Origin of the sequence: Dactylosporangium sp. CA-233914, assembly GCF_050942935.1 — a bacterium.
Lineage (GTDB): Bacteria > Actinomycetota > Actinomycetes > Mycobacteriales > Micromonosporaceae > Dactylosporangium.
Map to the genome: position 1 here is coordinate 7,910,612 of NZ_CP192030.1, position 26,843 is coordinate 7,937,454.

At 68.0% G+C, this 26,843-nt stretch carries 27 protein-coding genes and 1 pseudogene; 20 read left to right on the plus strand and 8 right to left on the minus strand.

Annotated features, from left to right (window positions below; translation table 11 throughout):
* The first annotated feature begins 288 nt into the window (after positions 1-288).
* The 5 genes and pseudogenes from ACQPY0_RS35190 to ACQPY0_RS35210 all read left to right on the plus strand — a co-directional run.
* The gene (locus tag ACQPY0_RS35190) at positions 289-3,042 is read left to right on the plus strand and encodes an FG-GAP-like repeat-containing protein (RefSeq protein ID WP_432970505.1); all 2,754 of its coding nucleotides are present in this window, start codon (positions 289-291) and stop codon (positions 3,040-3,042) included.
* A 337-nt stretch (positions 3,043-3,379) separates the two neighbouring features.
* The gene (locus tag ACQPY0_RS35195) at positions 3,380-4,228 is read left to right on the plus strand and encodes a FadR/GntR family transcriptional regulator (RefSeq protein ID WP_432970508.1); all 849 of its coding nucleotides are present in this window, start codon (positions 3,380-3,382) and stop codon (positions 4,226-4,228) included.
* A gap of 419 nt (positions 4,229-4,647) precedes the next feature.
* Complete coding sequence (locus tag ACQPY0_RS35200) at positions 4,648-5,289, plus strand: TetR/AcrR family transcriptional regulator (protein ID WP_432970511.1); 642 nt, start codon at positions 4,648-4,650, stop codon at positions 5,287-5,289.
* Between the two features lie 97 nt (positions 5,290-5,386).
* Positions 5,387-6,643 (plus strand): MFS transporter, encoded by a 1,257-nt coding sequence (locus ACQPY0_RS35205; RefSeq protein WP_432970514.1) that lies wholly within the window; start codon positions 5,387-5,389, stop codon positions 6,641-6,643.
* A 412-nt stretch (positions 6,644-7,055) separates the two neighbouring features.
* A pseudogene (locus ACQPY0_RS35210) lies at positions 7,056-7,169 on the plus strand (substrate-binding domain-containing protein); the annotation flags it as partial.
* A 239-nt stretch (positions 7,170-7,408) separates the two neighbouring features.
* Here the strand turns inward: ACQPY0_RS35210 and ACQPY0_RS35215 are convergent.
* From ACQPY0_RS35215 to ACQPY0_RS35225, 3 genes are all read right to left on the minus strand, one after another.
* Entirely contained in the window at positions 7,409-7,534 is a 126-nt protein-coding gene (locus ACQPY0_RS35215; protein WP_432995913.1) for a hypothetical protein, read from the minus strand.
* Between the two features lie 67 nt (positions 7,535-7,601).
* Positions 7,602-9,188, minus strand: coding sequence for an ABC transporter substrate-binding protein (locus ACQPY0_RS35220; RefSeq protein ID WP_432970517.1), 1,587 nt, complete (start codon positions 9,186-9,188; stop codon positions 7,602-7,604).
* A 95-nt stretch (positions 9,189-9,283) separates the two neighbouring features.
* Complete coding sequence (locus ACQPY0_RS35225; protein ID WP_432970520.1) at positions 9,284-10,060, minus strand: AAC(3) family N-acetyltransferase; 777 nt, start codon at positions 10,058-10,060, stop codon at positions 9,284-9,286.
* Between the two features lie 87 nt (positions 10,061-10,147).
* On the opposite strand from ACQPY0_RS35225, the gene ACQPY0_RS35230 reads away from it, so the two are divergent.
* From ACQPY0_RS35230 to ACQPY0_RS35255, 6 genes are all read left to right on the plus strand, one after another.
* Entirely contained in the window at positions 10,148-11,734 is a 1,587-nt protein-coding gene (locus ACQPY0_RS35230) for a N,N-dimethylformamidase beta subunit family domain-containing protein (protein ID WP_432970523.1), read from the plus strand.
* 68 nt (positions 11,735-11,802) lie between these two features.
* Complete coding sequence (locus tag ACQPY0_RS35235) at positions 11,803-13,401, plus strand: hypothetical protein (protein ID WP_432970526.1); 1,599 nt, start codon at positions 11,803-11,805, stop codon at positions 13,399-13,401.
* Entirely contained in the window at positions 13,398-13,799 is a 402-nt protein-coding gene (locus ACQPY0_RS35240; RefSeq protein ID WP_432970529.1) for a helix-turn-helix transcriptional regulator, read from the plus strand. Before ACQPY0_RS35235 ends, ACQPY0_RS35240 begins: the two co-directional genes overlap by 4 nt.
* A 31-nt stretch (positions 13,800-13,830) precedes the next feature.
* The gene (locus tag ACQPY0_RS35245) at positions 13,831-14,733 is read left to right on the plus strand and encodes a dihydrodipicolinate synthase family protein (protein ID WP_432970532.1); all 903 of its coding nucleotides are present in this window, start codon (positions 13,831-13,833) and stop codon (positions 14,731-14,733) included.
* A 103-nt stretch (positions 14,734-14,836) separates the two neighbouring features.
* A complete protein-coding gene (locus tag ACQPY0_RS35250; protein ID WP_432970535.1) occupies positions 14,837-15,919 on the plus strand; it encodes a mandelate racemase/muconate lactonizing enzyme family protein in 1,083 nt (360 codons plus the stop codon).
* Positions 15,910-16,806 carry an amidohydrolase family protein gene (locus ACQPY0_RS35255; RefSeq protein WP_432970538.1) on the plus strand — a complete coding sequence of 299 codons (897 nt, stop codon included), beginning with the start codon at positions 15,910-15,912 and terminating at the stop codon, positions 16,804-16,806. The genes ACQPY0_RS35250 and ACQPY0_RS35255 overlap by 10 nt, the downstream gene beginning before the upstream one ends.
* Before the next feature lie 238 nt (positions 16,807-17,044).
* Here ACQPY0_RS35255 and ACQPY0_RS35260 read toward each other — a convergent pair whose 3' ends face one another.
* On the minus strand, positions 17,045-17,965 hold the full coding sequence (locus ACQPY0_RS35260) for an SDR family NAD(P)-dependent oxidoreductase (protein WP_432970540.1): 921 nt from the start codon (positions 17,963-17,965) through the stop codon (positions 17,045-17,047).
* A gap of 12 nt (positions 17,966-17,977) precedes the next feature.
* Positions 17,978-18,544, minus strand: a complete 567-nt coding sequence (locus tag ACQPY0_RS35265) for a TetR/AcrR family transcriptional regulator (RefSeq protein ID WP_432970542.1) — start codon at positions 18,542-18,544, stop codon at positions 17,978-17,980.
* Between the two features lie 393 nt (positions 18,545-18,937).
* On the opposite strand from ACQPY0_RS35265, the gene ACQPY0_RS35270 reads away from it, so the two are divergent.
* The 4 genes from ACQPY0_RS35270 (at position 18,938) to ACQPY0_RS35285 (ending at position 21,703) form a co-directional block, all read left to right on the plus strand.
* Positions 18,938-19,492: a site-specific integrase gene (locus ACQPY0_RS35270; protein ID WP_432970545.1), complete on the plus strand. Its 555-nt coding sequence runs from the start codon at positions 18,938-18,940 to the stop codon at positions 19,490-19,492.
* An 87-nt stretch (positions 19,493-19,579) separates the two neighbouring features.
* On the plus strand, positions 19,580-20,305 hold the full coding sequence (locus ACQPY0_RS35275) for a hypothetical protein (RefSeq protein ID WP_432970548.1): 726 nt from the start codon (positions 19,580-19,582) through the stop codon (positions 20,303-20,305).
* Complete coding sequence (locus tag ACQPY0_RS35280) at positions 20,284-20,505, plus strand: hypothetical protein (protein ID WP_432970551.1); 222 nt, start codon at positions 20,284-20,286, stop codon at positions 20,503-20,505. Before ACQPY0_RS35275 ends, ACQPY0_RS35280 begins: the two co-directional genes overlap by 22 nt.
* Before the next feature lie 13 nt (positions 20,506-20,518).
* A complete protein-coding gene (locus ACQPY0_RS35285; RefSeq protein WP_432970554.1) occupies positions 20,519-21,703 on the plus strand; it encodes a tetratricopeptide repeat protein in 1,185 nt (394 codons plus the stop codon).
* 526 nt (positions 21,704-22,229) lie between these two features.
* Here the strand turns inward: ACQPY0_RS35285 and ACQPY0_RS35290 are convergent.
* Positions 22,230-22,370 (minus strand): hypothetical protein, encoded by a 141-nt coding sequence (locus tag ACQPY0_RS35290; protein ID WP_432970557.1) that lies wholly within the window; start codon positions 22,368-22,370, stop codon positions 22,230-22,232.
* A gap of 16 nt (positions 22,371-22,386) precedes the next feature.
* On the opposite strand from ACQPY0_RS35290, the gene ACQPY0_RS35295 reads away from it, so the two are divergent.
* The 3 genes from ACQPY0_RS35295 (at position 22,387) to ACQPY0_RS35305 (ending at position 23,667) form a co-directional block, all read left to right on the plus strand.
* Complete coding sequence (locus ACQPY0_RS35295; protein ID WP_432970560.1) at positions 22,387-22,587, plus strand: hypothetical protein; 201 nt, start codon at positions 22,387-22,389, stop codon at positions 22,585-22,587.
* Positions 22,577-23,011 (plus strand): DUF6262 family protein, encoded by a 435-nt coding sequence (locus ACQPY0_RS35300; protein WP_432970563.1) that lies wholly within the window; start codon positions 22,577-22,579, stop codon positions 23,009-23,011. Before ACQPY0_RS35295 ends, ACQPY0_RS35300 begins: the two co-directional genes overlap by 11 nt.
* A gap of 269 nt (positions 23,012-23,280) precedes the next feature.
* Positions 23,281-23,667 (plus strand): hypothetical protein, encoded by a 387-nt coding sequence (locus ACQPY0_RS35305; RefSeq protein ID WP_432970566.1) that lies wholly within the window; start codon positions 23,281-23,283, stop codon positions 23,665-23,667.
* Between the two features lie 110 nt (positions 23,668-23,777).
* On the opposite strand, the gene ACQPY0_RS35310 is transcribed toward ACQPY0_RS35305, so the two are convergent.
* Complete coding sequence (locus ACQPY0_RS35310) at positions 23,778-24,308, minus strand: hypothetical protein (RefSeq protein WP_432970569.1); 531 nt, start codon at positions 24,306-24,308, stop codon at positions 23,778-23,780.
* A 157-nt stretch (positions 24,309-24,465) separates the two neighbouring features.
* Complete coding sequence (locus ACQPY0_RS35315; RefSeq protein ID WP_432970572.1) at positions 24,466-24,774, minus strand: hypothetical protein; 309 nt, start codon at positions 24,772-24,774, stop codon at positions 24,466-24,468.
* 209 nt (positions 24,775-24,983) lie between these two features.
* Between ACQPY0_RS35315 and ACQPY0_RS35320 the strand changes: the two genes are divergently transcribed.
* A protein-coding gene (locus ACQPY0_RS35320; protein WP_432970575.1) for an IS3 family transposase occupies positions 24,984-26,395 on the plus strand; the annotation gives its coding sequence in 2 pieces (ribosomal slippage) (positions 24,984-25,317 and positions 25,317-26,395; 1,413 coding nt in all).
* A gap of 128 nt (positions 26,396-26,523) precedes the next feature.
* The gene (locus tag ACQPY0_RS35325) at positions 26,524-26,697 is read left to right on the plus strand and encodes a hypothetical protein (protein WP_432995915.1); all 174 of its coding nucleotides are present in this window, start codon (positions 26,524-26,526) and stop codon (positions 26,695-26,697) included.
* The last annotated feature ends 146 nt before the right edge of the window (positions 26,698-26,843 follow it).

The following is a 26,843-nucleotide window of genomic DNA, read 5'->3' on the forward strand; positions in this document are numbered from 1 at the left end:
GACCGAGGCCTCATCGTTGTCGTCGCGATGGCAAGCAGGTGACGCCGCTCGGCGTGGGCAACGACGGATCCTCCTGTCAGTCGACACTGCAGGGCGTACATCAGGTCGCCCCAACTGCATTCGGCATACCGGCGGGTGACCGCGTCAACGCGCTTCGCGAGACATTGACCGGATTCACGCCCCGGTCATATCCTGTGACTTAGGTCATGTGTCAATCCTTACTTTCGCTTGGGAGCCATAGTGGCTGATGTGAGTCGACGCGGCTTTTTGGCCGCAGGCGCTGGGGCAATGGCGCTCGTCGCCATACCTGGGATCACCGGATCCGATTCGGCGCAGGCGAACGCGGCGCCGCCGAGCCGTGACACCCCGTTCAAGGTAGGACAGTGGGCGCTCCCCCGGGCCGACAACCGGAACTCGGGCAACCAACGGCTCCCTGGCAGGATCCGGCGCCCGCGTGTGCTCGCCAAGGCCTATCTCGGCGGGGCCACGCCGTGGGTGATGACGGCCGACCTCGACGGCGACGGCAGGACCAGCCTGCTGTACATCACCTCGGCGAGCGTGTACGCGACCGGGCCTGACCTCTCGCTCCGCTGGGCCACCAAGGGTCTGAACCCGGGCGACATCATCGGCGTGTTCGATCTTGCCCGTGACGGCAGCCGTCAGGTCGTGGTCACTGGCGGCACCACCGTCGCCGCGCTGTCGGCGACCGACGGCAGGGTCCTGTGGAGCCATGACTTCGGCGCCGTCGTGTCGTTCGACTGGTTGAAGGTTGGCAAGCTCGACCCGGACGTTTCCGGGCTGCAGATCGTCGTGTGGCCGTACGCGCAGCCGCAGGCGACAGCCTTCGCCTTCGACTCGGGCGTGTCGAAAGCGCGGCAGATGTGGCAGACCTCCCCCGCATATACCAACCCGGCCTACCAGCCCGAGGTGATCATCGGCGACGCGGCCGGCGCTGGCCGCAACCAGATGATTGCCGCGGGCTACGGCCAGGTGCTCGCCTACGACGGAAAGACAGGGGCCCTGCTCGACGGCAGCAGCGGCTGGAACGGGGTCGTCAACTGGATTGCCGGTCCGGACGTGGACGGTCGCAACTACGGCCAGGTCGCGCTTGTCGACCTCGACGGGGACGGCCAGTTGGAGTACGTCGAGGTTTGCGACGCCGTGACCGAGCACATCGCCGTCCTGCAGAACGACAGCAGCGGAATGTCTCTGCTGTGGGACAAGTTCGTCGACTACCCGCAGGCCCTGCGCCAAGTGCGAACGACCGTGAACTGCTTCGCCGACGTGGACGGCGACGGCAGAGTCGAGCTGGTCGTCGGCATCTACAACCAGAACAACGACAACCGTTGGCACGTCCTCATTCTGGACGCTCTGGCCGGCTTTTCCGGCATCAAGCGCGATCTTCCCGACCGCTATTTGATGGGCGTGCAGGACCTCGGCGGGAACGGCAAACACCAACTGCTGGTCAGTGTCGTCACGACCCAGACGCCACCGGCGACCGCCGACCTGGAGATCTACGAACTCGGGAATCTCGCCAGCACGCCCATCTGGACGCTAGCAAACGCGAAGTACGTCCTCGACCCGCACACGCCGGTCCCGACGACGCTCAGCCCGCATTCGGCGAACGAGCGGAACGAAATCCTTCGCGCCGACCCGCTCTGCAGCTTCGTGGTCGGCAACGGCACCAATTTCGAGGGCTACACGTACCGGGGCGGCTCGGTCACGAAGACGTGGACGCGCAAAGTCGACGGCGGGGTGATCCACCGCATCGGCAACCTCGACGGCAGCGGCACGGCGTCGGTCGTGTACCAGAACGCTTCGGGAGTGCTCCAGGTGGAGCGCTCCGACGGGACGGTGCTCGGGCAGACCAACCTCGGGGCGCTCGTCGGCGACCCCATCGTCGCCGACCTCGACGGCAAGGGCCGAAACAGTGTGATCCTGAGTGGCTTCGGGTCGGTGCGCGTTCTCGATCTGGTCGGGAAGCGGTTCCGGGAGCGATGGCGGGCCGCCGGCCAGGGGCAGTACGTCTACCGCCACGGTGAGTCGGCGACGGCGGCCGACCTCACCGGGGACGGGCGGATGTCGGTCGTCTTCGCCGACGCCTCCGGGGAGCACAGCCGGCTCCGTGCTGTCGACGGCCACGGCCGTGAGGTCTGGAGCCACGTGTTCCCCGACCTGCCGCCACCCAGCTTCGCGGGCCCGAACGGCATCTTCCTGTGGACATTCGGCAACTTCAGCGGCGGTCGCGGGCTCGACGTCTACGTCGGCGCGAACCAGGCCGGTTACAACACCGAGGTTTCGCGCATCGTGAGCGGCAAGGACGGTTCACTGCTCGCGAGCCGCGACACCGGCGACTACTACGAGAAGAAGTTCGGCCCCTGGGTCGGCCTGCCCGCGGTGTTCGACATTGACGGCGACGGCCTCGACAATGTCGCGTTCCTGGCTGCCAACGTCCTGTATACGTTCAACGGACTGGACATGGCCGGCGCGGTGTTCACCGATCCGAACGCGGCGCTGCCGTACTACAACACCCCTATGTGGGTCGACATGAACCGCGACGGCCGGATGGACCTCGTGCTGGCGGCCGGCTTCAACAGCTTGAATGTCATCACCTTCACGAAGACACCAGTCGGCAGCACGCTCTGGCGAGTGGACGTTCCGCCGTCGTCGCAGTTCGGGCTTCAGCCCGGAGTCGCCGATGTCGACCACGACGGTGTGCTGGAGATCGGCGTGCTACGGGCCGACGGCGTCTTCGAATGCCGTAACGCGGCGAACGGCACGGTGAAGTGGACATACGACGTCGGTTCGCCCGGCTCTAACACCATCACGGTCGACGCGGACGGTGACGGGCGACCCGAGTTCGTGTTCGGGACCAACGACGGCCGGGTCGTGTGCCTACGCGGACCGGGGCCTCGCCAGCTTGTCTGGTCGCTGGACATCGGCTACCCGCTGGGTGACGTCATTGCCGCCGACGTCAATCACGACGGCGCGTCCGAACTGCTCGTCACGGCCGCCGACGGCAACCTTTACGTCATCGGCTGACGCGAGCCGTAGCCAGCGGCTCCAGGAGCTTCACCCTCAGGCGATCTCCTGGAGCCGCTAGGTCGAGGTTGGCGATCTGGCCAATCATCTGGGGCCCCGGTGTTGAGCGTGACGTACTCGCCACCTCGGCCTCGCCAACCGCTCCGTCCTCGGTCTCGATTTGAACGTAGATCGCGTTGTAGAAGCCGAAGTCGACGGCCGCAGACACACGCGCGTTGTCCTCATGTATCCTCCATGCAGACCCAACACGAACCCAGGACATAGGTGGGGCCGACGCAACTGGCGTTATCATGCGTTTGGGTCGAACGCGGTCCGGCGAGTTGGACGGAGGCGGGTCGTGGCGGAGACCATGATCGGGGGCGGACCCTCGGATAGCGACATCGTCGCCAAGCCCGATGGTCCCGGTGCGAGCAAGCGGATCCCCTTCGGAACACGGATCGCGACGTCCATCCGCGATCAGATTTCGGCCGGCAAGCTGCGCGCGGGCGACGAACTGCCGGCGGAGGCCGAGCTGGCCGAGCGCTTCGGCGTCAGCCAGCGGGTGGTCCGCGACGCGCTGCGGGCGCTCAACAGCGAGGGCACCATCGCGACGCGGCAGGGAAAGCGGGCCGTCGTGCGGGAGCCGCAGCCCATCGCCGTGGGCAACTACATGCGGTTTCTGCTCGATGCCGACGCCAATGCCATCGAAGAGCTGATGGACCTGCGGGCACTGCTCGAGGGTCGGGCCGCTCGACTGTCCGCCGAGCGGGCGACGCCGCCGGAGGTCGCCGCGATGCGCCGCGCCATTCGCACCATCGCGGAAGCGGGCGACGACCCGGGGATCCGGGTGACGGTCGACCTCGACCTGCACGATCTCATTGCGCGGGTATGCGGCAACCGGTTCATCCACAGCATGCTGACGGCCATGGCCGGAGTCCTGGCCGAGGAGCGGCGCCGGGGCGCCGAGATCACCCAATCGAGCGGGATCGACCACCTTGAGAACGACGCCCAGCACGCAGCCCTGGTCGAGGCAATCGCGAACGGCGAGGGCGAGCTGGCCGAGAAGCATGCGGTCGAGATCGTCACCCGCGCCCGCGACTACTTGCAGCAGTCGAAAGGCGTGGCCGAACAGCGGGAGGATTCCGACCTAGGTCCTAGTCCGCTACAGTGGGTCCCTGATCTGGTCAAGCCCACGCGGAGTCGGTAACCGAGGCGCGGCCCAGGCGCCCGCTCGAGGCGTCGACGCCCAATGGTCGACCGGGCGGAAGTGCGCCAGGTAGCCGAGTTCGGCCATGGGTCCGGGCGGCGGACCGCCTTGATCGTGGCCGCCGAGCGGCGTGTCGAAGTTCGGGTACAGCCGGTAGTAGCGGCCGGTCAACGTCAAGGCGGACGCCGTTGCCGTCATTGTCGTGCACTCCCGTCGGATCAGTGCGGATGAAGCGAGTCGTGACGCACGATTGCCCGGGTGCCAAATCGCCGGATCCCGTGGCGGGCAGTTCCTAGTAGCGCGATCCGGTCCCACCACTTCTGATCTCACAGATACTGTGTCATCGCCCAGCGGCTCATGCGCCCGGTGGCCAAGGCGGTAAAGGCGGTTGGATCTGGGGCTCTCCGTACGATGCCCGGGTGGAGAAGGACGGCGCTGTGGCGCGTGAGCGGTCGTACCGTAAGGCTGCAGAGCGGCGGGCGGAGATCCTGTCTCGGGCCATCGAGCTGTTCGCGGAGCGGGGTGTGGGTGCCTCGTTGCGGGCGATCGGTGAAGCGATCGGGGTTTCGCATGCGGCACTGCGGTACTACTTCTCGTCGCGCGACGAGCTCCTGGTCGAGGTCTACCGGGCGCACGAGCAGCTAGAGCAGAGCGACCCGCCGCCGGACGGGGTTTCGGCGGTCGGGGTGATGGAGCGCAGCGCGGAACGCAATCGCACGATCCCGGGCCTGGTGGAGTTGTACGCCACGCTGACCACGGACGCCCTGCAGGGCCAGCAGCATCCGTTGACGCAGGATTTCGTGCGGGATCGCTTCCGGACGGTGCGCGCGTATCTCGCCGACCGGGTCCGTGTAGGACAACGCACTGGCGCGATCGCCGCGGACATCGATCCTGACGATGCGGCGTCGCTGGTCATTGCCGCGTCCGACGGGCTGCAGCTGCAGTGGCTGCTCGACCCGGACGTAGTGGACGTGCGCCGGGCCCTCGCGCTGCTCGAACGGCTCCTGCCGCCGTCGCCGCAGGCAGACGGGGACGAGGAAGACGGGACGGGGCCTGCTTGACCAAAGATTCTTCCATTGGAAGAATCTGGCGCTGCGGGCTGCTGCGGCCAACCGCCAGGCCGAAGCCGTTGCCCAGCGTGATGTGGAGGCACAGCGGATGACGCTTCCCGAGCAGGTCAAGCCGACCGCTCCCGCGCTCGACGAACCCGTGGTGCAGGCGTCGGCGCTGCGGCTGACGCTCGCCTCGCCGCTGTTCCGGGGTGCCACCCTCGCGGTGTTCCTGTCCGCGCTCGGGTTCTCGGCGGCCGCCCCGCAGATCGCGTCATTCCTGGTCAACGACCTGCACGCGTCCCTCACCGCGGCGGGGCTGTTCTACCTGACGAACCTAGCGGCGCCGGTGGCCGGGTTCCTGGTCGGCCGACGCTCGGACCGCACCGGCCGCCGGCTCGGGCTGTTCCGGGCGTGCGCCGTCGCCGGCTTCGGGGGCTGGGTGGGCATCGCCTACTCGACCGAGCTGTGGATGCCCTACGTCATCAGCGCGGTCATCGGCGGTTTCGGCGGGGCCGCGACCTCGCAGCTCTTCGCCGCGATTCACGACGAGTTGAAGGCGCACCCAGGCCCGAACAACGACGGGGTGGTCGCCGTCGTGCGGATGGCCCTGACCGGCGGCTGGGTGGTTGGCCCGGTCGCCGGATCGTTCCTGGCCGCCCAGACGTCGCTGCGCACCATGCTGGTCGCGACCGCAGGCTGCACCCTCGCCCAGATCCTCCCGCTCGGAGCACTCCGGACAGCTCCCGCCGTCCAGGCAGGGCTCGGTGACGCGCCGGACACCGGCCACGGCAGCCCGGGTTGGCGGGCGATGCTGCCGCTGCTGGCGTTCACGGGGCTTTACGTCCTGGTGTACGCGGGCGAGCCGATCAAGTACGCCTATCTGCCGATTTACATGAACGGGCAGCTGCACTTCGAGGCCGGACTCAGTGGCGCGATCATCGGCATTCAGCCGCTGGTGGAGATCGTGCTGATGCCCGTCGCCGTGGTCGTGGCCCGCCGGAGCGGCATGATGCAGCTGATGATCCTCGGAGCCGGCTTCGGCGTCGCGGCCAACATCTGCTTCGCGATCACCGGCCACCCCGTCGGGCTGTTCGCAGGACAGATCCTCATGGGCGGCGTTTGGGGGGTGTTCGCCACCCTCGGGATCATCGTCGCCCAACGCCTCCTGCCCACGGCCGTCGCCACCGCATCCGCGATCTTCATGAGCTCCACCGCGCTGAGCTCCGCCCTCGGCGGCGCCGCCGGCGGCGTCGGTGCCGCCATCATCGGACTCCCGCAGGTCTTCCTCATCCCGGCCGCGCTCGCGCTGCTGGCCGTCATCGGCCTGGCCGTCATGACGCGCTCAACCGAACGCGAGCGCTGAGATGCCCACGATCCAGGAAGCGGATCGGCCGCACAGACCGAGACGCCCTCCGGCCCGCAGGAGTGCCGACCGCGGCTCGCCACGCGCACGCGTGTTGACCAGGTACGGATTTCTGAACCGCTGGGGGCGCGGCTGCCGGCTCATCGTGCAGCTTGTGGAACTTGGTTACCGACGGAGCCCACGTCGACGGTGGCATCCGTTCGAGCCGCAGTTCGGCCCGGGTGCTGCACGGCCAGCCCGGTCAGGTGCATTGCCGCAGGGGCCGCCGCGGTGGCCGACGGGCCCCGGTGGTTGCCGTGCCGACCTGACGGTGGAGTCGCTGACCGGCCTGGGAGGTGACCGGGTGGACCTTCTTGCCGCGTGACGGGATCAGGGCGGCCCCGGCGACCAGTACGGCAACGGGTGCGATCTGATGGCTGCCGGTGCCGTCCAGGCGATCACCACCAGCGGTCGGCGCGTTCCGCAGGACATCTGCGTCATCGGGTTCGACGACAGCGTGGCCGCAGTCTGCTCGAACCCACCGTTGACCACGATGCGCACGCCGGTAGAAGACATGGCGGCCGCCGCAACCCGGCTGCTGCTGACGGCACCGTCCCTTCCGGCCACCGTCAGCAGTTCCCGGTCGAGCTGGTACTGCGGGACAGCACCAGTCACCACGCCGCCTGACCACGCCGGCACCAGCGCAGCACCCGCCCACGCCAGCGTCAGCGCGGACCGGTCCGCTACGTCGGTAGAACGCGAAGATCGACAGAGGGGACGTGGCGGTCATCCGAGCCTCCCATGCGGGTCGAGCCGGTCACGCAGTACGTCGGCGAGCATGTTGATGCCGAGGACGATCAGCAGGACCGGAATGCCGGCGACGATGCCGAACATCGGCACCATCGCCGGCACGAGCTCCGTGCGAGCTGCGCGGTCACCCGGACGTAGGCGAATGCGAGCAGGCTCTTGGGAGGAGCTGCTAGCTCACCGACGCTTCCACGAGTGTTCGTGAGTCGGTATCCAGACCCGGGCTGTAATTGTGCACGCGCTTGGTCGTACCGACCTGCGGCCACTGGTAGCCGTCGACCAGCAACGGCAGGTTGGTCGCCTGCCAGCGCTCGAGCTCCTGAATGATCGACTTGGCTTGCTCGGGGCTCGCCTGCTCGGCCTGGGTGATCTTGGCGTCGATCGCTGGATCGTTGAGGTGCGTGGTCAGCGCGGTGAGCGACCCGCCGGTCTTGAACCAGTTGTCGTACAGATCAAGTGCGTCGATTGCGCCCGCTCCACCGTGGTACATCGTGAACTTGTTCTTCGCGACGTCCCCCCAGTACGCGGCCGGGTCATACGCCTGTGGCGTGGCGTCGATGCCGACCTGCTTCAGATTCTGCTGCAACAATTGCACGTGGCATGCGGCGGCCGGCCAGTTGCTTTCGTACACGACGCTGAAGGAGAGCTTCGTGCCGTCAGACACGCCCTGAACACCTTGAGCGACGCGGGTACCGCCGGAACTCGGTTCCTTCCAGCCGGCCTCGTCGAGCAGTTGCTCGGCCTTCTGCATCGCGGCGTCGCGAGAAGCCGCCTTGTACGTGTCGAGCTCGACGTAGTCCGGATCCCAGGGACGAAGCGTGTTGCCGTAGGTCACCGCACCGGTGCCGTACCAACACGCCTCCTGCTTGCCGGCCCGGTCGACCGCCCAGGCGACCGCTTGGCGCACCTGCAGGTTGTCGAACGGAGCCTTGGTCCGGTCCCACCCGAAGAAGAGCGGCGCAAGTTGGTCGGCCTGGATGACGTTGAGCTTCCCCGCCTGCTTCACCTTGGCGGCATCGCTATAGGCGATCGGGGCCAGGTCGACCGAGCCCGACTCCAAGGCAGCGACGTTCGCGGTGGGGTCGGTACCGAACGTGATGACCACTTTGCTGATCTTCGGAACGTTGTAGTAGTGCCGGTTGACGGTGAAAACCATCTGGCTCTTCGGCGTGTACTCGCTAAGAGTCCATGGCCCGCTCGTAATCGTCGGCTTCGTGAAGTAGTTCTTGTTGGCTTCGACGGTCTTCTTCGACAGGATCGCCGCGTTCCCTGGGCGGCCAAGCAGCGAGGTGAAGGTGCTCATTGGGTGCTGAAGAGTGAAGATGACCGTGTCGTCACCGGACGCCTCGATCGACGTGACGACGGCGAGTTGAGCCTTGAGCGGCTCACCGGTCTTCGCCCGCTCGATGGAGTACTTCACGTCTTCCGGAGTGATCGGCGTGCCATCACTGAATTTGATGCCCTTGCGCAGCGTGAAGGTGTAGGTCTTCCCGTCCGGGGAGACCGTCCAGCTCTGCGCGAGCGAGCCGGCGACCTTGCCCGAGTCGTCCCGTTCGGTCAGCGTCTCGTACATCATTGCCATCGGCACCACCGAGGCGTCAGCAAAGGCCTTGTTCGGATCGAAGCCCTGGGTGGGTTCCACTCCCAGCTGGCGCATGGTGGTGTTCGGATCGCTAGAGCTCGACGACGTCCCGCAACCGACGAGGCTAGCGGTGGCAATAACGGCGACGGCTATTACAGTGGCTAATCGGCGCTGCATGGCGCTCCTCGAGGTTCCGGAGGCGTCGCGGTGCGCGACGGTTGACGGGACTCTAGGTCAGGCGCCCTATGCAGTCAAGGCTCTTGTCTTAGGTCCTATGTACGCGCTTGATCGCGACAGCGCAGGCAATCGATATCGGCGCACCGAGCGGCCGCCGGATTGACGGCCAAGACCCGAGTCGCCGCCTCGAGCATCGGCGCCGCCGGTAGCGCCCGCCATCGACTACCGAGAACGTCGGCACGCCGCTCAATCTCTGCCAATGCCGGAGCCAGTCGCTCGAAGCCGCGCGAGCAACCGCCGTGGCGGACCTCGACCAGGCCGCCCCGGGCGTCTCGCGCCCAGCGGGTGAGCAGGCGTAGGCCCGCGTCCTCTTCGGCCAGATGGATGAGGGTCGCGGCGGACAGATCAACCCCGATGAGCAAAACCACGCCGTGGTTCGCGGCCACTTGCCGCAACGGGGCAAACACGTCGCGCGGGGATTGGGCGGCCACGAACCGCCAAGCGGCCGGTCCGAGCGCCGTGAATGACGAAAGCGGATGGTTTCCGCGCCGGCAGGCCGGGTCGCGCAGCACCGTTGCGGGCACGGCCCCCATCCCGGAGTCGATATCGGTCGACTCCGGCGTGTAGCCCCGCAGGGGTGGCCGATCCGGGATGGAGCCGTCGGCTTCGCTGTTGCCCGGCAGCGGCTGGTGCCCGGCGGGGGGCGGGGCGGCGAAGCCTGCGGTGAAGGTGGGCACCAGCAGGGTGCATCCGGCGTCGAGAAAGGCGTCGATCAACTCACTGGGAGGCACCGGTTCGCGGAACGAACGCAGCGAGCTGTGCAGGCACACCGCTCGGCCGGCGAGACCGAGACGGAGGATCTGTTGCGTCAACCGTGCCAATTCGCTAACCCCTCTGGCGTCGGGCCGTATCCAAGCCTGATACTCCCACACATCACACCTAGGTCCTAGGAGTTGTCTATGCTGTTGGGCTACGTCAGCGACGAGTACTACGTAGCAATCGCCGACGCGGCGGTCGAGGTAAGCGATCTGGTGACCGGACGTGTAGTGGCAAGTGTCCGGTCCAGCGCCTCGGGACGGATCGAGGCCGACCTGCCGCCCGGGCAGTACCAGGTCATCCTCGCCGCGCGGGGGTACGGCCCCAAACGCACCGAGATCGTCGCCGATGGCAGCGTCACGCAGTTTCGGCTGCTCTCAAGCACGCCCTACGGCTTCGTCTGGCCGAAGTATGCGGCCGCTGGTGACGTAGCGACGTTGTGCGTATCGTCCCCGGAGCCGTATCGCCTGTCGCTGTGGCGCTACGGCGGCGAGCGTGAGTTCGTCGCCGATCTCGGATTCGGCGAGCATGAAGCGGGTGCGACCGCCGCCCTGTTGCCCGACGGTGATGTGAGTGGCAGCGGCGTCGACTGGCTCCCCCGTGGGTTTCCCGGCCAGCCGATCACCGCGCCGGAACGCAGCGGGCTGTACTTCGTGCAGGTCGATTGCGTCGGCGGCGGTTCGACGAACTTCCCATGGGTGGTCTCGCCGCGACGTCCGCGCGCGCCGCTCGCGGTCCTCGTCTCCGACCTCACTTGGAACGCCTACAATAACTTCGGTGGCCGCAGCAACTACCTGCTTCCTGGCGGGGTACCGGCGCAGCCCCTTGTCAATCGCCGGCAGGATTTGGCTCGGTATCGCAACCCGGACGCCGGAGACTGGGAATGTGAGGACTATCCCCCGCTGTCTTTCCGTCGACCGGAACCGGACAATGCGGTGCCACCGGCGGAAGTGGCCGACGGACCGACCACCACTCGCGCGGGTTCTCACCTGGCCGCTACGGACTGGCGCCTGCTGTGCTGGCTGGAACGGGCCGGCCACGACTACGACCTTTACGCGGAAAGTCAGCTCGACAGCGGAGACCTCGACCTCGACGCCTACCGGGCGGTGATCTTGGGTGCTCACCCCGAGTACTGGACTTGGCCGATGTTCGACGCCGTCCAGTCGTGGGTGTTCGAGCGGGGCGGCCAGCTGGTTTACCTCGGCGGCAACGGGCTCAACTGCGAAGTCGAGCGGCAACCCGGGGACATGATGAAGGTCCACAACGGCGACACGCGCCGGCTTGGGCCGCCGACGACTCGAGACTGGTCGCGATTCGCCGCTCGCCGCGTACCCGAGGGCGGACTGCTCGGCGTCGGTTACGACGCTCGCGGCCTGTTGACGGGCGCGCCGTTCGAAGTGATCGATGCTGACCACTGGGCGTTCACGGGGTCGGGCGTCACTAACGGTGACCTGTTCGGCTTCGCGTCGCAGAACGTGCGGATCGCTGGCGGCGCTTCCGGACACGAGACTGACAAGCTGTCCGTGCACGCGCCGCCTGGTACCCAGGTGCTGGCCCGAGGGCGCAACGCCGACGGCGGCGGCGCCGAGATCACGTACTTCGAAACGGCTCGCGGTGGCGCGGTGTTCTCGGTGGGGTCGGTCTCATTCATCAGCTCGTTGCTGGTCGATCCGGTCGTGAGCGCATTGGCGGATAACGTGGTTCGGCGGTTCGGGTCCGACCGTCGATGAGCAGTCATCCGCGCCTCTATTTCGATCATAGCGAGCTTATCGAGCTCCGGCGGGAACGAACGCAGGGAGTGCGGGCCGCGATCTGGAACAACATCGCCCTGGACGCGTCGCGCTTCGCGTCCTGGGAGCCGGCGCTTGACTGGATCGCACCGATCGATCCAGACCCGATCTACGAGAACCTGTACGACCGGTTCTGGGCGATCATGGCCGACGCTGCGATGCTCGAACATCTCGCCTTCGCCGCGAGCTACGGGGACGACGATCGGTTCGGTTCTGCCGCAGTGGGGCGATTGCTCGCGGCGTGCCGTCGGTGGCGCCCGGAGGCCGACCTTCGTCCCGACTACGGGACGGTCTACGCCACCACGCGGGTACTGAAAGCCATTGCCGTCGGTTACGACCTGGTCCACGAGCGGCTGTCGCCCGCAGAGCGGGACGAGATTCGGGACCTGTTGACTCGTGGCGCCGGCCGCCTGGCCGACGAGTGGTTCAGCCGGCCGGAGATTGCCGGCCCGGTGGGCATCGAGCCCGATCGACACTCACCGCATCACTCCTCGGTCGAGTGGTCGGCGTTCGGGGTCATCGCGCTGTGCCTGCTCGGTGATCTGCCGGCTGCGGACGAGTGGGTCCTTCGCACCCGCGCCCAGTTCGCCAACCATCTGTTGCCCGGGGCACTCGGGACAGACGGCGCGCAGGTCGAGGGCACCGCATTCTGGAGTTCGACCGTGCTGAGCCAGATCCAGTTCCTCGATCCGTTGCGCCGGGTCACCGGAGTCGATTTGCTTACCGGGGCGGCCTGCGCGCTCGACCTGCGCACGGCCTTAGCGGCGTACCGCCCGCGGCGCGAGCGATCCGCGGCGAACGAGCCGCTCTACGGCGAGAGCACCGGGCTGTCCGCGGTGCTCTTTGCGACCGCCGCCGAGCGGCGCGATCCGTCCCTGTTCTGGCTGGCCACGCTCGAACCGACCGCGGGACGGACCGAGATCTGGCCGGCCCAGACGCCAAAGCGGCGGGAACAGATGCGCTTCGCTCCTGGTGGGTACGCCTACGCTTGGAGCCGTGCGCCACTCGAACCAGGCGGACCGCCGAGGCTCGAGCCGTGGCACTTCCCGTCGATCGACGAGACGTACCTGCGTACCGGGTGGACCGGCGAGGACATCCTCGTCACGATCCGATCCGGACGAGTCACTGTGCACGTCGGGGCAGAACTCGCCTTCGAGGACCTCACGCCCACGCGCGTCGTTGACGTTCAGGCGTCGCGCGAGGCTGGTACCGGTGTCTACCGCTCTGAGCCGGCCGGCCTGTGCACGTCGATCACCGAGACCGGCCGGGACGGCACCGTGTTCTGGGCGCGTGACGGAAGCACCGACGCGTCGCCGGACATGTTCGTACGCCTCGACGTGGGCGAACGCACGGTCACGATCCAGCGCCGCGGCCCGTGGTCACGCAGGTTCGTCTTCGTCCCTGCACACGGCATGCAGCTCCAAGTACGCCGCGGCACGGTCGTCGCCACGAGCCCGGATGGACACCGACCTGACATACGTCCCGGCTACGGCCTGCTCGACGTGATCGAGACCGACGCGCGGCACTTCCCGACGGTGACGGTCGAGCCGGACGCCGACCGCATAGAGCTGACCCTGGCACCGGTCGACGGGACGGGAGCCGGATGACGCGGGAGTCGACGTCCGTAGCGACACCAGAGCCGACCGCGCCGGTGCCGACGGTGCGCGTCCACGGTGCCGACCCGATTCTCGCCGCCGCCGAGCGGCACATCATCCGCCATCACGGTGAACATCTCAGCCTCGCCATCGTCGCTGCGGCGGTGCCAGTCAGCCCCTACCACCTGGCCCACCTGTTCCAACGCGAACGCGCCACGACATTCCTGAAGTACCTGACCCGCATTCGGCTCAAACGCGCCGAGGCGTTGCTGCGCGAGAGCGAGCTGCCCGTGGCAGTGATCGCCGAACGCGTCGGATTCCGCTCCCCCAAGCGGTTCGGCGCGCTGTTCAAGCGGGCCATGGGAGTGAGTCCGACCGCATTCCGCGCAGCGACGTGCCGGCAGTCTTGACATAGGTCAGAGGTTGCTTCAAAGTGCGACTATGACTTCCGTCGAGCACTGGTCCGGAGTGTTCCCGGCCGCGCTGTCCATGTTCAACGCCGATGGCTCGCTCGACGAGCCGGCGACCACCGCCCATGTTCGTAGTCTCGTCGACGACGGCGCCCACGGGATCGTCGTCGGCGGGACCAGCGGCGAGTTCGTGACGATGACCGATGTCGAGCGGATCCGCGTCGTCGAACTCGCCGTCGACGCGGTCGGGGGCCGCGTCCCGGTGATCGCGGGGACGGGCGCTCCCGGTACCGCGCAGACCATCGCGTTGACCGCCGCCTCGGCTGGGGCCGGCGCATCAGGCGCGCTGGTCATCATGCCGTTCTATCTCCGCCCGAATCGCGAGGAGGTGCTCGGCCACTTCCGAGCGGTCGGCGCAGCCAGCCCCATCCCGGTGTTCCTCTACAACAACCCGGGCAACAGCGGTACCGATCCGGTCGACGCGCGCGACATCGGCCGGCTCTACGCCGACGGACTGCTGCACGGGGTGAAGAGCACCTTCCCGACCGTCCACCAAGTGGTAGAGGCAATCGACGAGACCGGGCCGGACTTCCGGGCGTTCTACGGCGGGTTCTTCGCCCCGTTGTCCGGCCTGGCCGAGGGCGCCCACGGGTGGATCAGCGGCGTCCTCAACGTCGCGCTGCGCGAGGCGATCGCGCTGTGGGAGGCCGTCCAGAAGGGCGATCTCGTCGCTGCGCGCGCCGCGGCGGCGACCATCCGGCAGTACCGCTACCTCTACAGTCGGTTCCCGTCCGGCGAGGTGAACGATCTGGCGCTCTACCGGCAGATCCTGGCCGTTCGGGGACGGCACGGCGGCCACTCCCGCGCGCCGATCCGCGATCTCGACCCGAGCGTCCGACCGCAGCTGGAACGTCTACTCGCCGCCATCGGCTGAACCGACAAGATCGGCGCCCTCGTCGCCGGGCGAAGCTCCATCGCCCGGCGGTCGTCGTCGCCGATCGGGAAGTAGTGCCGTGCAGATCACCGCAGTATCCGCCGTGCCCCTTCGCATCCCCCGGCTCACCCCGATGGTCGCGACCCAGGGCAACATCGACTCCTCCGAGTTCGGTGTCGTGCGCGTCGAAACCGACGCCGGGATCACCGGCTGGGGCGAGATCGCCATGTCGTGGGGACGCCTCGGGCGCGCACTGTGTCGCGACGTCGAGCTCAGCATCGCGCCGACGATCCTCGGCCTCGACCCGCGTGACGTCGCCGGCTGCGCCGTCGCGGTCGAGCAGCGCCTGGATCTGGCGACCGACGGGGCGCACGCGGCGCGCGCCGGTGTCGAGATGGCCCTGCTCGACATTCTCGGCAAGGCGCTGGACACGCCCGTCTACCGACTGCTCGGCGGACGGGCTCGCGAGCGGGTGCCGGTTGCGTGGCCCATCCCGTGGGGCGATGTCGAGGCCACGGTCGCTCAGGCGCGCACCGCGGTCGAAGCGGGCTTCCGGACGGTCAAGCTGAAGGTCGGCCGGCCCGGATCGATCGACCGCGAAGCGGTGAGCGCGGTCCGGCGCGCGGTCGGTGCCGAAGTTTCGATCAAGGTCGATGCGAACATGGCATACCGCAGCGCGGGCGCCGCGTACGCCGCACTCGCCCCGCTCGAGGAGCACGGGCTGCAGCTGATCGAACAACCGCTGCGCCCTCAGGACCTCGACGAGCTGGCCCGGCTGCGGTCACGCCTGGCCACTCCCCTACTGCTCGACGAGTCCTGCTGGCACCTGCGGGACGTCGGCGAGATCGTCCGGCGAGGGGCGGCCGACGTGCTGAACGTCTACGTCACCGAGATGGGCGGCCCGCTGCAGGCGTGGAAGGCCTTCGCTGCGGCCGAGGCAGCCGGCCTGGTTGCACTGCTGGGCAGCCAGTGCGAACTCGGCCTGGCCACGGCGGCGTGTGCGCACGTGGGCGTCGCGGTCGCCAACCTCGGCTACGAGTCGGACGTCGTCGGCCCGCTCCGATACCCCCGCGACATCGTGCGCAACCCGCCGGTGATCAAGGACGGGTACCTGCACGTCCCCGAGGGACCCGGCCTCGGTGTCGAGATCGATCTCGGCCAGGTGGAGGCGCTGCGGTGCGGGTAGACATCCACTCGCACCTGATGTGGTACCCGGACCACATCAGTGAACGGACCGCCGCCGAGGCGCTCGCGGCCAAGCGGGTCAAACTCGCTCGCAGCGGCGGCCGCTCGTACGCCGCGCACCTCGACCTGCACGTTCAGGACGCCACGCCGAAAGAACACCTGGCTGCCGCCGCCCAGGCCGATCGCGTCGTCGTGTTCGGGCTCCACGCCCGGCCCACCGGTTTCCTCGTCCCCAACGACGTCATCGCCGAGTACGCGGCCGCCCACCCTGATCGCATCGAGGGCTGGGCGTCGGTTAACCCTGCGGAGCCTGGCGCTGTGGCCGAATTCGAGCGTTGTGTGCACGATCTCGGGCTTCGCGGCCTCAAGGTCGGACCGGCCTATCAACACTGGGATCCCCGCGACAGCAGCACCTGGGAAGTCTTCGCACTGTGCGAACGGCTCAACCTGCCAGTGATGGTGCATCAGGGTGCAACCTTCCCGTCGACCGCGCGGCTCGACCTGGCCGCACCGATGCTTCTGGAACCCCTGGCCATGGCCTTCCCCCGCCTGCGGATTGTGATCGCACATCTCGGGCACCCGTGGGAGCAGGACGTGGTCGTACTGATCCGCAAGGCGCCGAACGTCTACTCGGACGTCTCGGCTTGTCACTACCGGCCCTACCAGTTCTGGCGAGCGATGATCACGGCCTACGAGTACGGCGTGACGGACAAGCTCCTGCTCGGCTCCGACTTCCCGAGCGCGACGGTGAACGACGTGATCGCTGGGCTCAGGGCAGTCAATGACGTCGTCGCTGGTACCGCGTTGCCGCGTCTGCCGGACGAGGACATCGAGGCCATCATCGAGCGCAACGCCGAGCGGTTCTTATACGGAAGCGCCGGGACCTGACGGTCACCCGCGGCAGCGCTGGCGGTCGGCACTGCATCAAGAGCGGCCTGTTGGAAGGACCGTTGGAGCCTGGACAGGTGATCTCCAAGCGGTGCGGCGGCTGCGCAAGAACGGAACCGCTCGAGCGGTGATGGAACTGGTTTCTTCAATGCTGTAGCCCCTTGCCTGTTCCACTCCAGCTTGATGGGTAGTCACGAGCAGTGGGCGCGCCCAGCGATGAACCCAACGTACGGGAGCGTCATGACCGCGCCGGTTCCATTGGGATGGTGGCCAGCAGTGCCCGAGTCTCGGCTACCACCCGGTCCTGGTACGCGCGGCCGCTGACCTGGGTGGACGCGGCCATCGGCTTGCCCTTCTCGTCGTAGTACACGCCGGTGTCGCGGCTGTCGGCGGTGAGAACTCCGGAGATCATGCGGGCCGCGGTCTTCGGGTTGCTCCAGTACTTGATCATCGGCGCGAGAGGGGACATCACATGCTTGGCGATGAACCGCAATGCGGCGCTCGCGTCCCGGCCCAGGTCGCTGCCCGGGTTGAAGCCAGGCTCGATGACATTGCAACGCAGTCGTGGCGTTTCGCGAGCGAAGGCGAAGACGGTGGCGATATTGCCCTGCTTCGAGGTGGCGTACGCATCGAAGCCGGGCTTGCTGGAGCCGCCGGGCGCCCACTCACCCCGGGCACTCGCCTCGACAGAGAGGAAACGGGCGCCGCGGAAGCCGGCCGCCACGGCGGGCTTGCGTTCGGGGTCCTCCACTGCGGAGCCGATGAAGACGACGTTCGTGCCGTCGGCCAGGTGCGGAATCAGCGCCTCGGTGAACGCGAACGGGCCGAGGTGGTTAGTCGCGTACGTGCCGTCCCAGCCCTGCGCACTTTTGAATGGCTTCGGTGGCATGATGCCGGCATTGTTCAGCACGCCCGCAATCGGTAGGTTGAGCGTGGCGATCTCCGCTGCCGCCCGGCGGGCGCTGGTGATGTCCGACAGGTCGGCGACGACCGAGACCGCCTGGCCGCCCTTGCCGCGGATCTCCTTCTCGACACTGGCGAGTTTGTCAGGGCTTCGCCCGACCAGCACGACAGTGCCGTACTCGGCCAGCTCGAGCGCCGTGCGGCGGCCGATGCCCGCCGTGGGACCAGTGATGACGTATGCCTTGCTCTGGTTCATTTCCTACTCCTTTTAGGTGAGCATCCGCCACATGGCGTCGAAGCCGAGCCCGGCGATGGCGTCAGAGCTGGCCGGCTCGTTGATGATCGCGTCGATGGTCGTCTCCGCGACCGCAGTGAGAAGTGCCAACACGAACCCCAGAGAAGCGTCCCGAGTAGGTCCGCCCATTCGGGCACGATCAACTAACTGGGCCATGTCGCTGAACCCGGCCCGCACGATCTGGTGGCTCGCGACGCTGATCTCGTCGGAAACGTCGAGCTGAGCGATCACCCGGCGCTTATCCGGATTGCCTGTTGCCCAACGCAGCCATTGGTTCCACAGGCAAAGAAGCTGCTCGCGGGGGTCGCCGTCCTCGGCGACCCCGGCCATCGCCGCCTCGTTCATCTCGGTTTTCAAGGCGACGTAAAGCTCGTTCAGAAGCGTCGCTTTGGTGTCGAAGTAAACGAACAGCGAACCGTTGGAGACGCCTGCCGCCTTGGCGATCACCGCCGTCGCCGCGCCGAGCCCTTGTTCCGCGACGACACGGGTCGCGGCGGACAGGATCGCGTTGCGGCGATCTGCGCTTCGTGGTCTTGGCATGCCCCCACCGTATAAGAGAGCGACTAGTCAGTCAACAACGGTGATTGATAGGTTCGCCGAACCGAGCTGACCGCCCATCCCTAGTCGCACGACTCGGATACTGCGGCATCCCAAACGTTCTGATATCTGACCGTGCCAGCAGACGTGCGCTGGCTCCTGCGTACCGTGCCGCCCGGCACCGTCCTCGATGGCGTTATCTCTAGTCCGAGATCGACGGACAGTGTGTCTGCGACGGGCAGCCCGACCTGCTTCTTCCTTCGTCATGGACACCGCAGCCTCGCCGTGTCTGTGACGGCGGGAGGAGTTGGGTGCGGGTTCAACGTGTGGTGTCGCAAGCTGGTCCAGGGGAGTCGTGGACATTTGCTCGGCGAGGACCATCTGCCAGTTCCGCCGGTGGAGTCGTTCCTCTCTCATCTGTCGGATCAGCGCAGATCACCGAACACGGTCCGCGCGTACACGTTCGACCTGAAGGACTACTTCGCGTACCTGGCATCGCGCGGGCTGGACTGGGCCCAGCTGCGTTACGACGAACTGGCCGGGTTCAAGCCCTGGTTGAGATTGCCGCCGGCGGCGCCAGCCGAGGCCGCCGCGGCCCAGGCCAACAACGAGGCCGCTCTCGCCGCAGGATACTTCGCGCAGGCCGCACAGTCCGCACAGAACGCGGCCGGCTATGCCACACAGGCGGCGCAGTACGCCGACCAGGCCAACCAGTCGGTGCTCAAGGCCCAGGCCTCGGTCGCGACGGCCAAGGCGGCGGCGACCCGGGCCACCAACTCGGCCCGCCTGGCCATCTCGTCCGCGGCCTGGGCGATCGCCTCCCAGCGGCAGGCGGTCCAGGCGGCCAACCGGGCGCACGAGCTGGCCGAACAGGCCCGTGACTCGGCGGACGCGGCCCACGCGAACGCCGAGGCCGCGGCGGCCGCCGGCGACGAGGCCAAGCGGCTGTGAGGAACTGGCCAGCGGGCCTATATCAACGGCGGCTACTGCAGCGTCTACGCCGACGGCAGCGACGAGCACAAGAACTGCCTGCGGTCCGTGCTCGACCCGGAGTTCCTCGGCAACCAGGGTCTGATCCTGCTCACCGACCTCATCAAGACGATCACGGCGATCATGCTGCCGGCCGCCATCGGCCTGACCGCGCTCTGCGTCGTCACCGTCGTCTGCGGGTCCGTGCTCGGCACCCCGCTGACCATGGGCGGCGTCGGGCTGGACATCTACAAGTTCATCAACGGCGACCAGTCGCTGGCCGACACCCTGCTGCACCTCGGCGAGACCGCGCTCTGGTCGCTGGCGTTCTTCGGCCTGGCCAAGCTCGTCGGGGCCGCCTTCACCGCGGTGAAGGTCCTGGTCCAGGCGGTCCGGGCGGCCCGAATAGCCGAACAGGACCTGCGCAAGGCCAACGAGGTCAGACAGCGGATGCTGGCGCTCAGCGACTGCCTCAGCAAGGCCACCGGATTCGCCGGCGCAACGCTCACCCAGACGGCCGACACCCGCTGGAAACCGGTCAGCCAGGCCGGTCTCGGCACCCCGTTGTTGGCGCGTGCCGAGAAGCCCCTCAATTGCCCGGCGTTCATCGCGCTCGGTCACACCGGCGACCAAGCACCTGGGGCCAGTACGACATCGAGAAATTCGCGGACGACCACAACGCGAAGTCGTATCTGCAGTGGGCGGAGGAGCAGCAGCGGGAGGCGGCCGACTTTTACACGTGCATCAAGCAGGCCCTCCAGCCGGACAGCAAGGTGGTCATCTACTTCAGCCTGAAGGGCATCCCAGACCCGGCCAAAGGCGTTCCCGGGCCGGTGGAGTACGCCATGAAGCCGCCGCTGCCGGAGGTACCGACGACGCAACAAACGGCCTGGGAACTCGGGATGATCCGCGACGCGCCCGCATCGGTACGCCCGCGGGTCCACTTCTACGATGAAAACGGAGACCTGATGGACCAGGGTCCGTTCGGCTGGTAGGGAGTATTGCCGCGTGCGTATTCAGCGGGTCACCACCGAGATGCTGGGCGAGCTGTGGCTGGAGGCGCAGCGGCGGCCGGACAGTGCCCGGCCGGCGCTGGCCGCCGGCCTGATGGCGTACGCCTGGCGGGCCGGACTGGACCGGCCCGAGCGCGGACTCCCATATCTCGAGGAGGCCGCGGACGTCATGCGGAGCCTGCTCGCCGACGGGGGTGACGAGCACGTCGACGGCGCGTTCCGGGTGATCTCGAGGCTGGCCCTGCAGTACTCGCGCGCGCACGCCGACGAGTTGGCGCTGGCCGCGCGGCAGGAGGCGGTGGCGCTGGCCCGGCGGGCGGCGCCCCGGCCGGCGGACGTCGACAAGAAGGCGCTGCTGGACCTGGCGCGCGGGCTGGCCGAGGCCGGCCGGTTCGCGGAGGCGGTGACCGTCCAGACGGAGGTCGTCGAGCTCTATCGGGACCGCGGGGCGGGGGACAGCGGCGCGCTGTGGGCGCTGCTGGGCCTAGCGGTCTATCTCGACCGGGCCGGACGGAGCGAGGCGAGCCTGGAGGCCGACCGGGAGGCCCTCGCACGGATGCGCCAGATGGCCGCAGAGCAGCCGGTGATCCGGCCCACCCTAGCGATCCGGATGGCCGGCTTCGCGCTTTGGTTCACCGCCGCCGCTCACCCACGGGAGGCCGGAGAGCTCCTGCGCGAAGCCGCCGCGATCTGTGCCGGGCTGCCGGCGGTGGGCTCGCCGTCCGGCGTATACATGGCCATTCAGGCCGCCCATTTCGCGCGCTCCGGCGCTCGGGCCGAACCGGCCGCGCCGGGCGGCCTGCTGCAACCGGTGCTCGGCCAGAGCATGTATCACTGGTCCTTCAGCGTCCGGGAGTCCTACCGCGCCGGCCTCGACGCCATCGACCAGGCGCTGGCCGCACAGGCCGGCGACTCGGTAGCACTCGGGGACCTGCTGCGCCGCCGCGCCATACGCGTGTCGGTGCTGTTCGACGAGCCCGACCGGTTTCACGAGGACGTGATGCCGACGCTGGACCGGGCTGTCGTCCTCGAACGCCGGCTCCGGGCCGCCGACCCGGCCGCGCACCCCGGCCGACTGGTCCAGGCGCTGACCGACCAGGCCATGGCGCTCCTCGTGATCGGGGACAATGCCGGTGCGGGCAGGGCACTCAATGAGGCAGTCGACCTGCTCGGTCGTTAGCGGCGGAAGGCCACAGTTCGCTCAGTTGGTAGTTGATCAGGGGGCGGTCACGATTAGGAGGGCCTGGGCGAGCAGCGTCCGGGAACGCGGCCTCGATCAGCGCGGTCTTCCCGGTGCCCGGCGGGCCGGTCAGGACGACGTGCTCATACCGGGTGCGGGCGGCCCGCAGCAGACCGACATCCTCATGGCCGCCCAGGAGCCGGGGAAGGTACTCCGTGCCGTTCGGCCGCAGACGCGGCCCGACCGGGGGCAGCAGCGGACGCCGGGAACGTCCCCGCCCGCTCGGGGGCATTACCGGCGGTGCGGGGGCGGGGGATGGAGCGTCACGTACCGCCGCGTTCACCTTGGCCTTGACGTCCTTGATATCGACCGTGCCGGGAGTCGCGACTGTGGTGCCGCTCGCGCGGACCGCGTCGTGGAACTGCTTGGCAAGCGCCGTCGCCGACAGCTGGGAGGTCCCGCTGCTCTCGAGTCTTGCGACCGCCGCCGCCGGCACGGTAAATCGGGTCGCCCTGGTCGCAACCAGCTAGCCCTTGTGGCTCTTCTCGCTCATCTTGGTGAAGAGTAGCGCCGCCGCGGCGCGCATGTCCGTGGCGTCCTTCACCTGGAGCTGACCGAACGGGCACTGCGGACTTCCGCGCCAGCAGACCTGCGACCACTCCAACAAGTGCCTGACCTGCCCGGTGTGCATCACCACCAGCGAAGACCTGCCTGCACACGAAGCGCACCGCCACCGCACCCTGACCCTCATCGCTCAACTCGAAGCCCGCGGGCAGACCAAGCTGGCCGGCCAGAACCGACTCGTACTCGATCAACTCGACGCACGCATCGCCCAGATCAAACAGGCAATCGCTACGAGCGGAGCGCACCGCGATGTCAGCTGACCCAGCAGACCGACTCATCGCGGCCGCCCGCCAGCGGCACGAACAGACGCTCGCTCGCGCCCGCACAGCACTACGCCAGTTCGAAGCCACCGGCGAACCCGTCACCTACGCCAAAGTCGCCGCAGCAGCGAACGTCAGCCGGGCATGGCTCTACAGCCAGCCCGACGTTCGGGCGGCAGTCGAACGTCTACGCGACATCAACAACCGCTCCACCAACGTCGCCGTCCCCACCCACCAGCGCACCACCGAGGCCAGCCTGGTCCGCCGGCTTGAGGCGGCGCACCACCGCAACCAAGAACTCACCCGGCAGATCGCCGAGCTACGAGAACAGCTGGCAGCCGCCCATGGCGCGCTCCGCGACAGCCGAGCAAAACGGCCGGTCGACGTCGGTTCTCCAACCGACAGTCGACGAGTCCGTCGCTGAGCCGCGACATCACACGCGCCCGGTCACTCTGCGTGCACGTTGATGCAGGACGCTTGGACCTCGGCGGTGCGCACATCTGCCGAAGGCAGTGCGCCGCCACGCTCTTGGTTGATTGACTACCATCGCATGCGCGTCGGTGGCCGTGCGGACGTGATGTTGCGTTTGAACTCCCAGCGTCGGCGGCGTCCGCGCTCGGTGTTCCGACGGGGGAGGAATCGAGGATGAACGCAGACTTCACGACTCGGAAGGCGCGGGAGACCACGCAGGTCATGACCGCCCTGGCCGAGGCCTTCGTTCGAGGTACCGCAGCGGAGACCGGCATCAGCATCGGCTGGGGCGAGCAGGACGCCGCCAACCTCGACCGGCTCTGCGAAGAGTTCCTTCGTAGCCGACCGTCGGCCAAGGTCAAACACTCGATGATCATGTCGATGGGCGCGTACTTGGGTGAGCTCATAGTCCGGGCGACCAGAGGTCGGTGGGGCTACGACGCCGACCTGCGCGAGGCGGTCGTCGAAACCGGCGACGGTGTCATGGGGTGGCCGCACACCAAGGTGGCGAAGCGCTTCGAGCAGGGTCCGAAGCATTCGCTATACCAGTACTACCGGTACGCAGTGCATCCGGAACAGCGCGATGCAATCGCCGCCGGTGGCGACTGACGACCTTGATCAGGTGCGCGCTCATAGCCGATGTGCGGATGCCTCGAATGTGCCTGGTCGAGCCATAGGCGGCGGCGACATCCGTCTCTCGGTGTGCGGCCTTGTCCATCTCATCCAGCCGGAGCCGACCCTGCGGCCCGGGCTTCGGGCCGGACCCACTCGCGGACCGGCGGCTCCTCGTCGTCGGGTTCGTCATCGACAAGTCCCATCTCGAACGGAAAGCAACGCAACTGGTATCGCCGGCCGTCGTGCTGTTCCGATGCGGCCAACTGGTCGAGCACCTCCAGCAGCCGCTGGCGTTGCCCGTCCGACAGCGCATCAACATCCGTGAGACCGCTCTCCAGGAGCTTGACCGCCACATCCGGATCGACGTCGTCGTCATCGCAGGTGTCAAGCCACCACACGAGGTCGACGAGGAGCCCGGTGACGGTCTCCAACGACGCCGGGTCCGGGTCACCTGTTGCGAGCCGGCGGCGCTGCTCGGCTGGAAGCCGCTCGATCACCCAGTCGATGCTCCGCCGGATCGAGACCACCGCATTCGGGTCGACCCGATCGTCTGGATATTCACACAGCCAACCAAGCAGATCCCTCACCAGGCTGTGCAGCAGCCGGGCGAGCACAGCATCACCATCGGTGCTCATGATCCGCGAAAATACCCGTATCACAGTGCCCAAGACAGCCCCGCGAACGACGCCAAAGTGCGCGCATCTCCGCGAGGCGCTCGTTGCCGAACGCGCTGCGGGCGCAGGGCCGACGGCTTCCCGCTCGTGTCGACGATCGTGGGCTCGACGAAAGCAGTCAGCACGAGGCGTCGCGACGAACACCGGCGCGGTACCGGAACTCGAGTACGTCCATCGCGTGGGGAAGCTTGATGGACGGATCGGCTGCCCGCATCGCCAGGAGGCCCGGTATGTTGCCGCGGCAGATGGCGCCGTCGATCATCTCCTGTGCGTCGGCCGGCAGCTGCTTCCAGGCCGCGGCAGCGGCGCAGAGACCGCACAACGTGTCGACACGGTCTGCGAGGCTCGTCGAGCAACGTACGTCGCAGCCCGGACAGAACCAGTCCAGCATGGTCATCAGTTTCGGGCTCTTGTCCTCGACCGCCAACCGGATAACGCGTACTGCCCTCTTGACTGCTTGATCACGTCTCCGGTCATGCCGCGATCCGCTCGCCACGGAACGTCACGGCGCCGCCTCCCTGTCTGTCAGGGTGAGTTGAGGCCAGCGGTTCATTGCAAGTCCGCCGGACGGGGCGAGTTCAGGATCGAGAGTCGTTGAATACTGCTGTTGACGTCGTGACGGCCCAGGATGGGGTCATGAGTCGCAAGAAGGGTCCGCGTTCGGGCGGTCCGCGGGCACGCCGGTCGTTCACGCCGGGGCAGAAACTGGAACTGCTGGCCGCGTATGAGCGGGCCGTCGCGGCCGGTGAGGGCGGGGCGTTCCTGCGGCGGGAGGGCTTGTACTCGTCGTTGATGTCGGAGTGGCGTCGGGCTCGTGACGCCGGGCTGTTGCAGGGCAAGCCGGCCGGGGAGACGGTCGGGCGGCCCAGCGCCGAGCAGGCCGAGATCGCCCGGTTACGCCGTGAGCTGCAACAGGCGCAGGCGAAGCTGGCGCGGACCGAGACGGCGTTGACGATCATGGGAAAAGCGCGAGAGCTCTTGGAGGACATCTCCGGGAGCGAGCCGGACGATCCGGACGTGTTCGGGCTCGGCAGGCGCTGATGGCCGCCTACCACGAGCTGACCGGCGCAAAAATCACGACGCGGGACGCGAAGCGGCTGACCGGGATCGCCCGGGCCAGCGCCGAGCGGGACCGGCGCCGGCCGACGCCGGCACGCCCGGCGCGGCGGGTGCCGGCGAACGCGCTCACCGGCACCGAACGCGAGCAGGTCCTGCGTCTGCTCAACAGCCCCGAGTTCGTCGACGCCGCCCCGGCGCAGATCTATGCAGCGCTGCTGGACCAGGGCGTGTACGTCGGCTCGATCGCCACCATGTATCGGCTGCTGCGCGAGCATGAGCAGGTCCGGGAACGGCGCCGGCAGGCCCGGCACCCGGCCCGTCAGCGCCCCGAGCTGGTCGCCGACGCACCGCTGCAGGTCTACACCTGGGACATCACGAAGCTGGCAGGCCCGGCCAAGGGGGTCTACTACGACGCCTACGTGATGATCGACATCTACTCCCGGTACATCGTCGGCGTCCGGGTGCACGCCCGCGAGTCCGGGCCCCTCGCTGAGAGCATGATGCGCGAGGTGTTCGACGCCCACGGCGTGCCGCACGTGGTGCACGCCGACCGGGGCACCTCGATGACCTCGAAATCCGTCGCCGACCTGCTCGAAGACCTGAACGTGACCCGCTCACACTCGCGGCCGAAGACCTCCAACGACAACCCGTACAGCGAAGCCTGGTTCAAGACGCTCAAGTACGCGCCGGTCTTCCCGGACCGGTTCGCGTCCCTCACTCACGCACGGACGTTCATGAACGACTTCGTCACCTGGTACAACCACGCCCACCGGCACTCCGGGATCGGCCTGCACACCCCCGCCGACGTCCACCACGGCCACCACCACCAAGTACGCGCCGGCCGCCTGGACACTCTGGCCGGGGCCCGCGCCGCGCACCCGGAACGATTCAGCGCAGCCCGATCCCTCCCCAAGATCCTCGACCTGCCCGAACAGGTCTGGATCAACCAGCCCGACCAGCAAACCGAGCCCGCACCACAAGCCGCATAACTCCCGTTGGCCTCAATCCCTTGACACGTTCCGATGGACGACCGCTATGGAGTGTAGAGCTCGGGGCACTCGCCTTCCCGGCACCGCTGGTCACCGTCGTGCTCGCACCCGGCGAAGGCTGGAGTTTCGTGACCGGAACCGCAAGCGGCACGCTTCTCGCCGTCGCGGCCGCCACCGGTGAACGCCGCCCATGGCGGCTGGAGCTCGGCGCAGCCGTCGAGACCCTCGCCGTCGCCGACGTCGGCGGTCCGCGCCTACTCGCCGGGACGGCGACCGGAGAGGTACATGAGGTCGCCTTCTGAAGTCGATCCACTGATTGACCGGATGGTCCGGCGATGAACCGAGCGTTCCACGACGTGATGCCTCGCGTCGCTCTTGCGCCTGGGTGGTCAGGACGCGCACCTCGAGCGCCCGGGTTCGACCGATCCGGTGCGTCTCGCCGACGGCG

Coding starts and splice junctions, on each gene's coding strand:
- ACQPY0_RS35190 (WP_432970505.1), top strand. CDS start 289: ATGGCGCTCGTCGCCATACCTGGGATCACCGGATCCGATTCGGCGCAG.
- ACQPY0_RS35205 (WP_432970514.1), top strand. CDS start 5,387: ATGACGCTTCCCGAGCAGGTCAAGCCGACCGCTCCCGCGCTCGACGAA.
- ACQPY0_RS35220 (WP_432970517.1), bottom strand. CDS start 9,188: ATGCAGCGCCGATTAGCCACTGTAATAGCCGTCGCCGTTATTGCCACC.
- ACQPY0_RS35230 (WP_432970523.1), top strand. CDS start 10,148: ATGCTGTTGGGCTACGTCAGCGACGAGTACTACGTAGCAATCGCCGAC.
- ACQPY0_RS35240 (WP_432970529.1), top strand. CDS start 13,398: ATGACGCGGGAGTCGACGTCCGTAGCGACACCAGAGCCGACCGCGCCG.
- ACQPY0_RS35245 (WP_432970532.1), top strand. CDS start 13,831: ATGACTTCCGTCGAGCACTGGTCCGGAGTGTTCCCGGCCGCGCTGTCC.
- ACQPY0_RS35260 (WP_432970540.1), bottom strand. CDS start 17,965: ATGAACCAGAGCAAGGCATACGTCATCACTGGTCCCACGGCGGGCATC.
- ACQPY0_RS35265 (WP_432970542.1), bottom strand. CDS start 18,544: ATGCCAAGACCACGAAGCGCAGATCGCCGCAACGCGATCCTGTCCGCC.
- ACQPY0_RS35300 (WP_432970563.1), top strand. CDS start 22,577: ATGTCAGCTGACCCAGCAGACCGACTCATCGCGGCCGCCCGCCAGCGG.
- ACQPY0_RS35305 (WP_432970566.1), top strand. CDS start 23,281: ATGACCGCCCTGGCCGAGGCCTTCGTTCGAGGTACCGCAGCGGAGACC.
- ACQPY0_RS35310 (WP_432970569.1), bottom strand. CDS start 24,308: ATGAGCACCGATGGTGATGCTGTGCTCGCCCGGCTGCTGCACAGCCTG.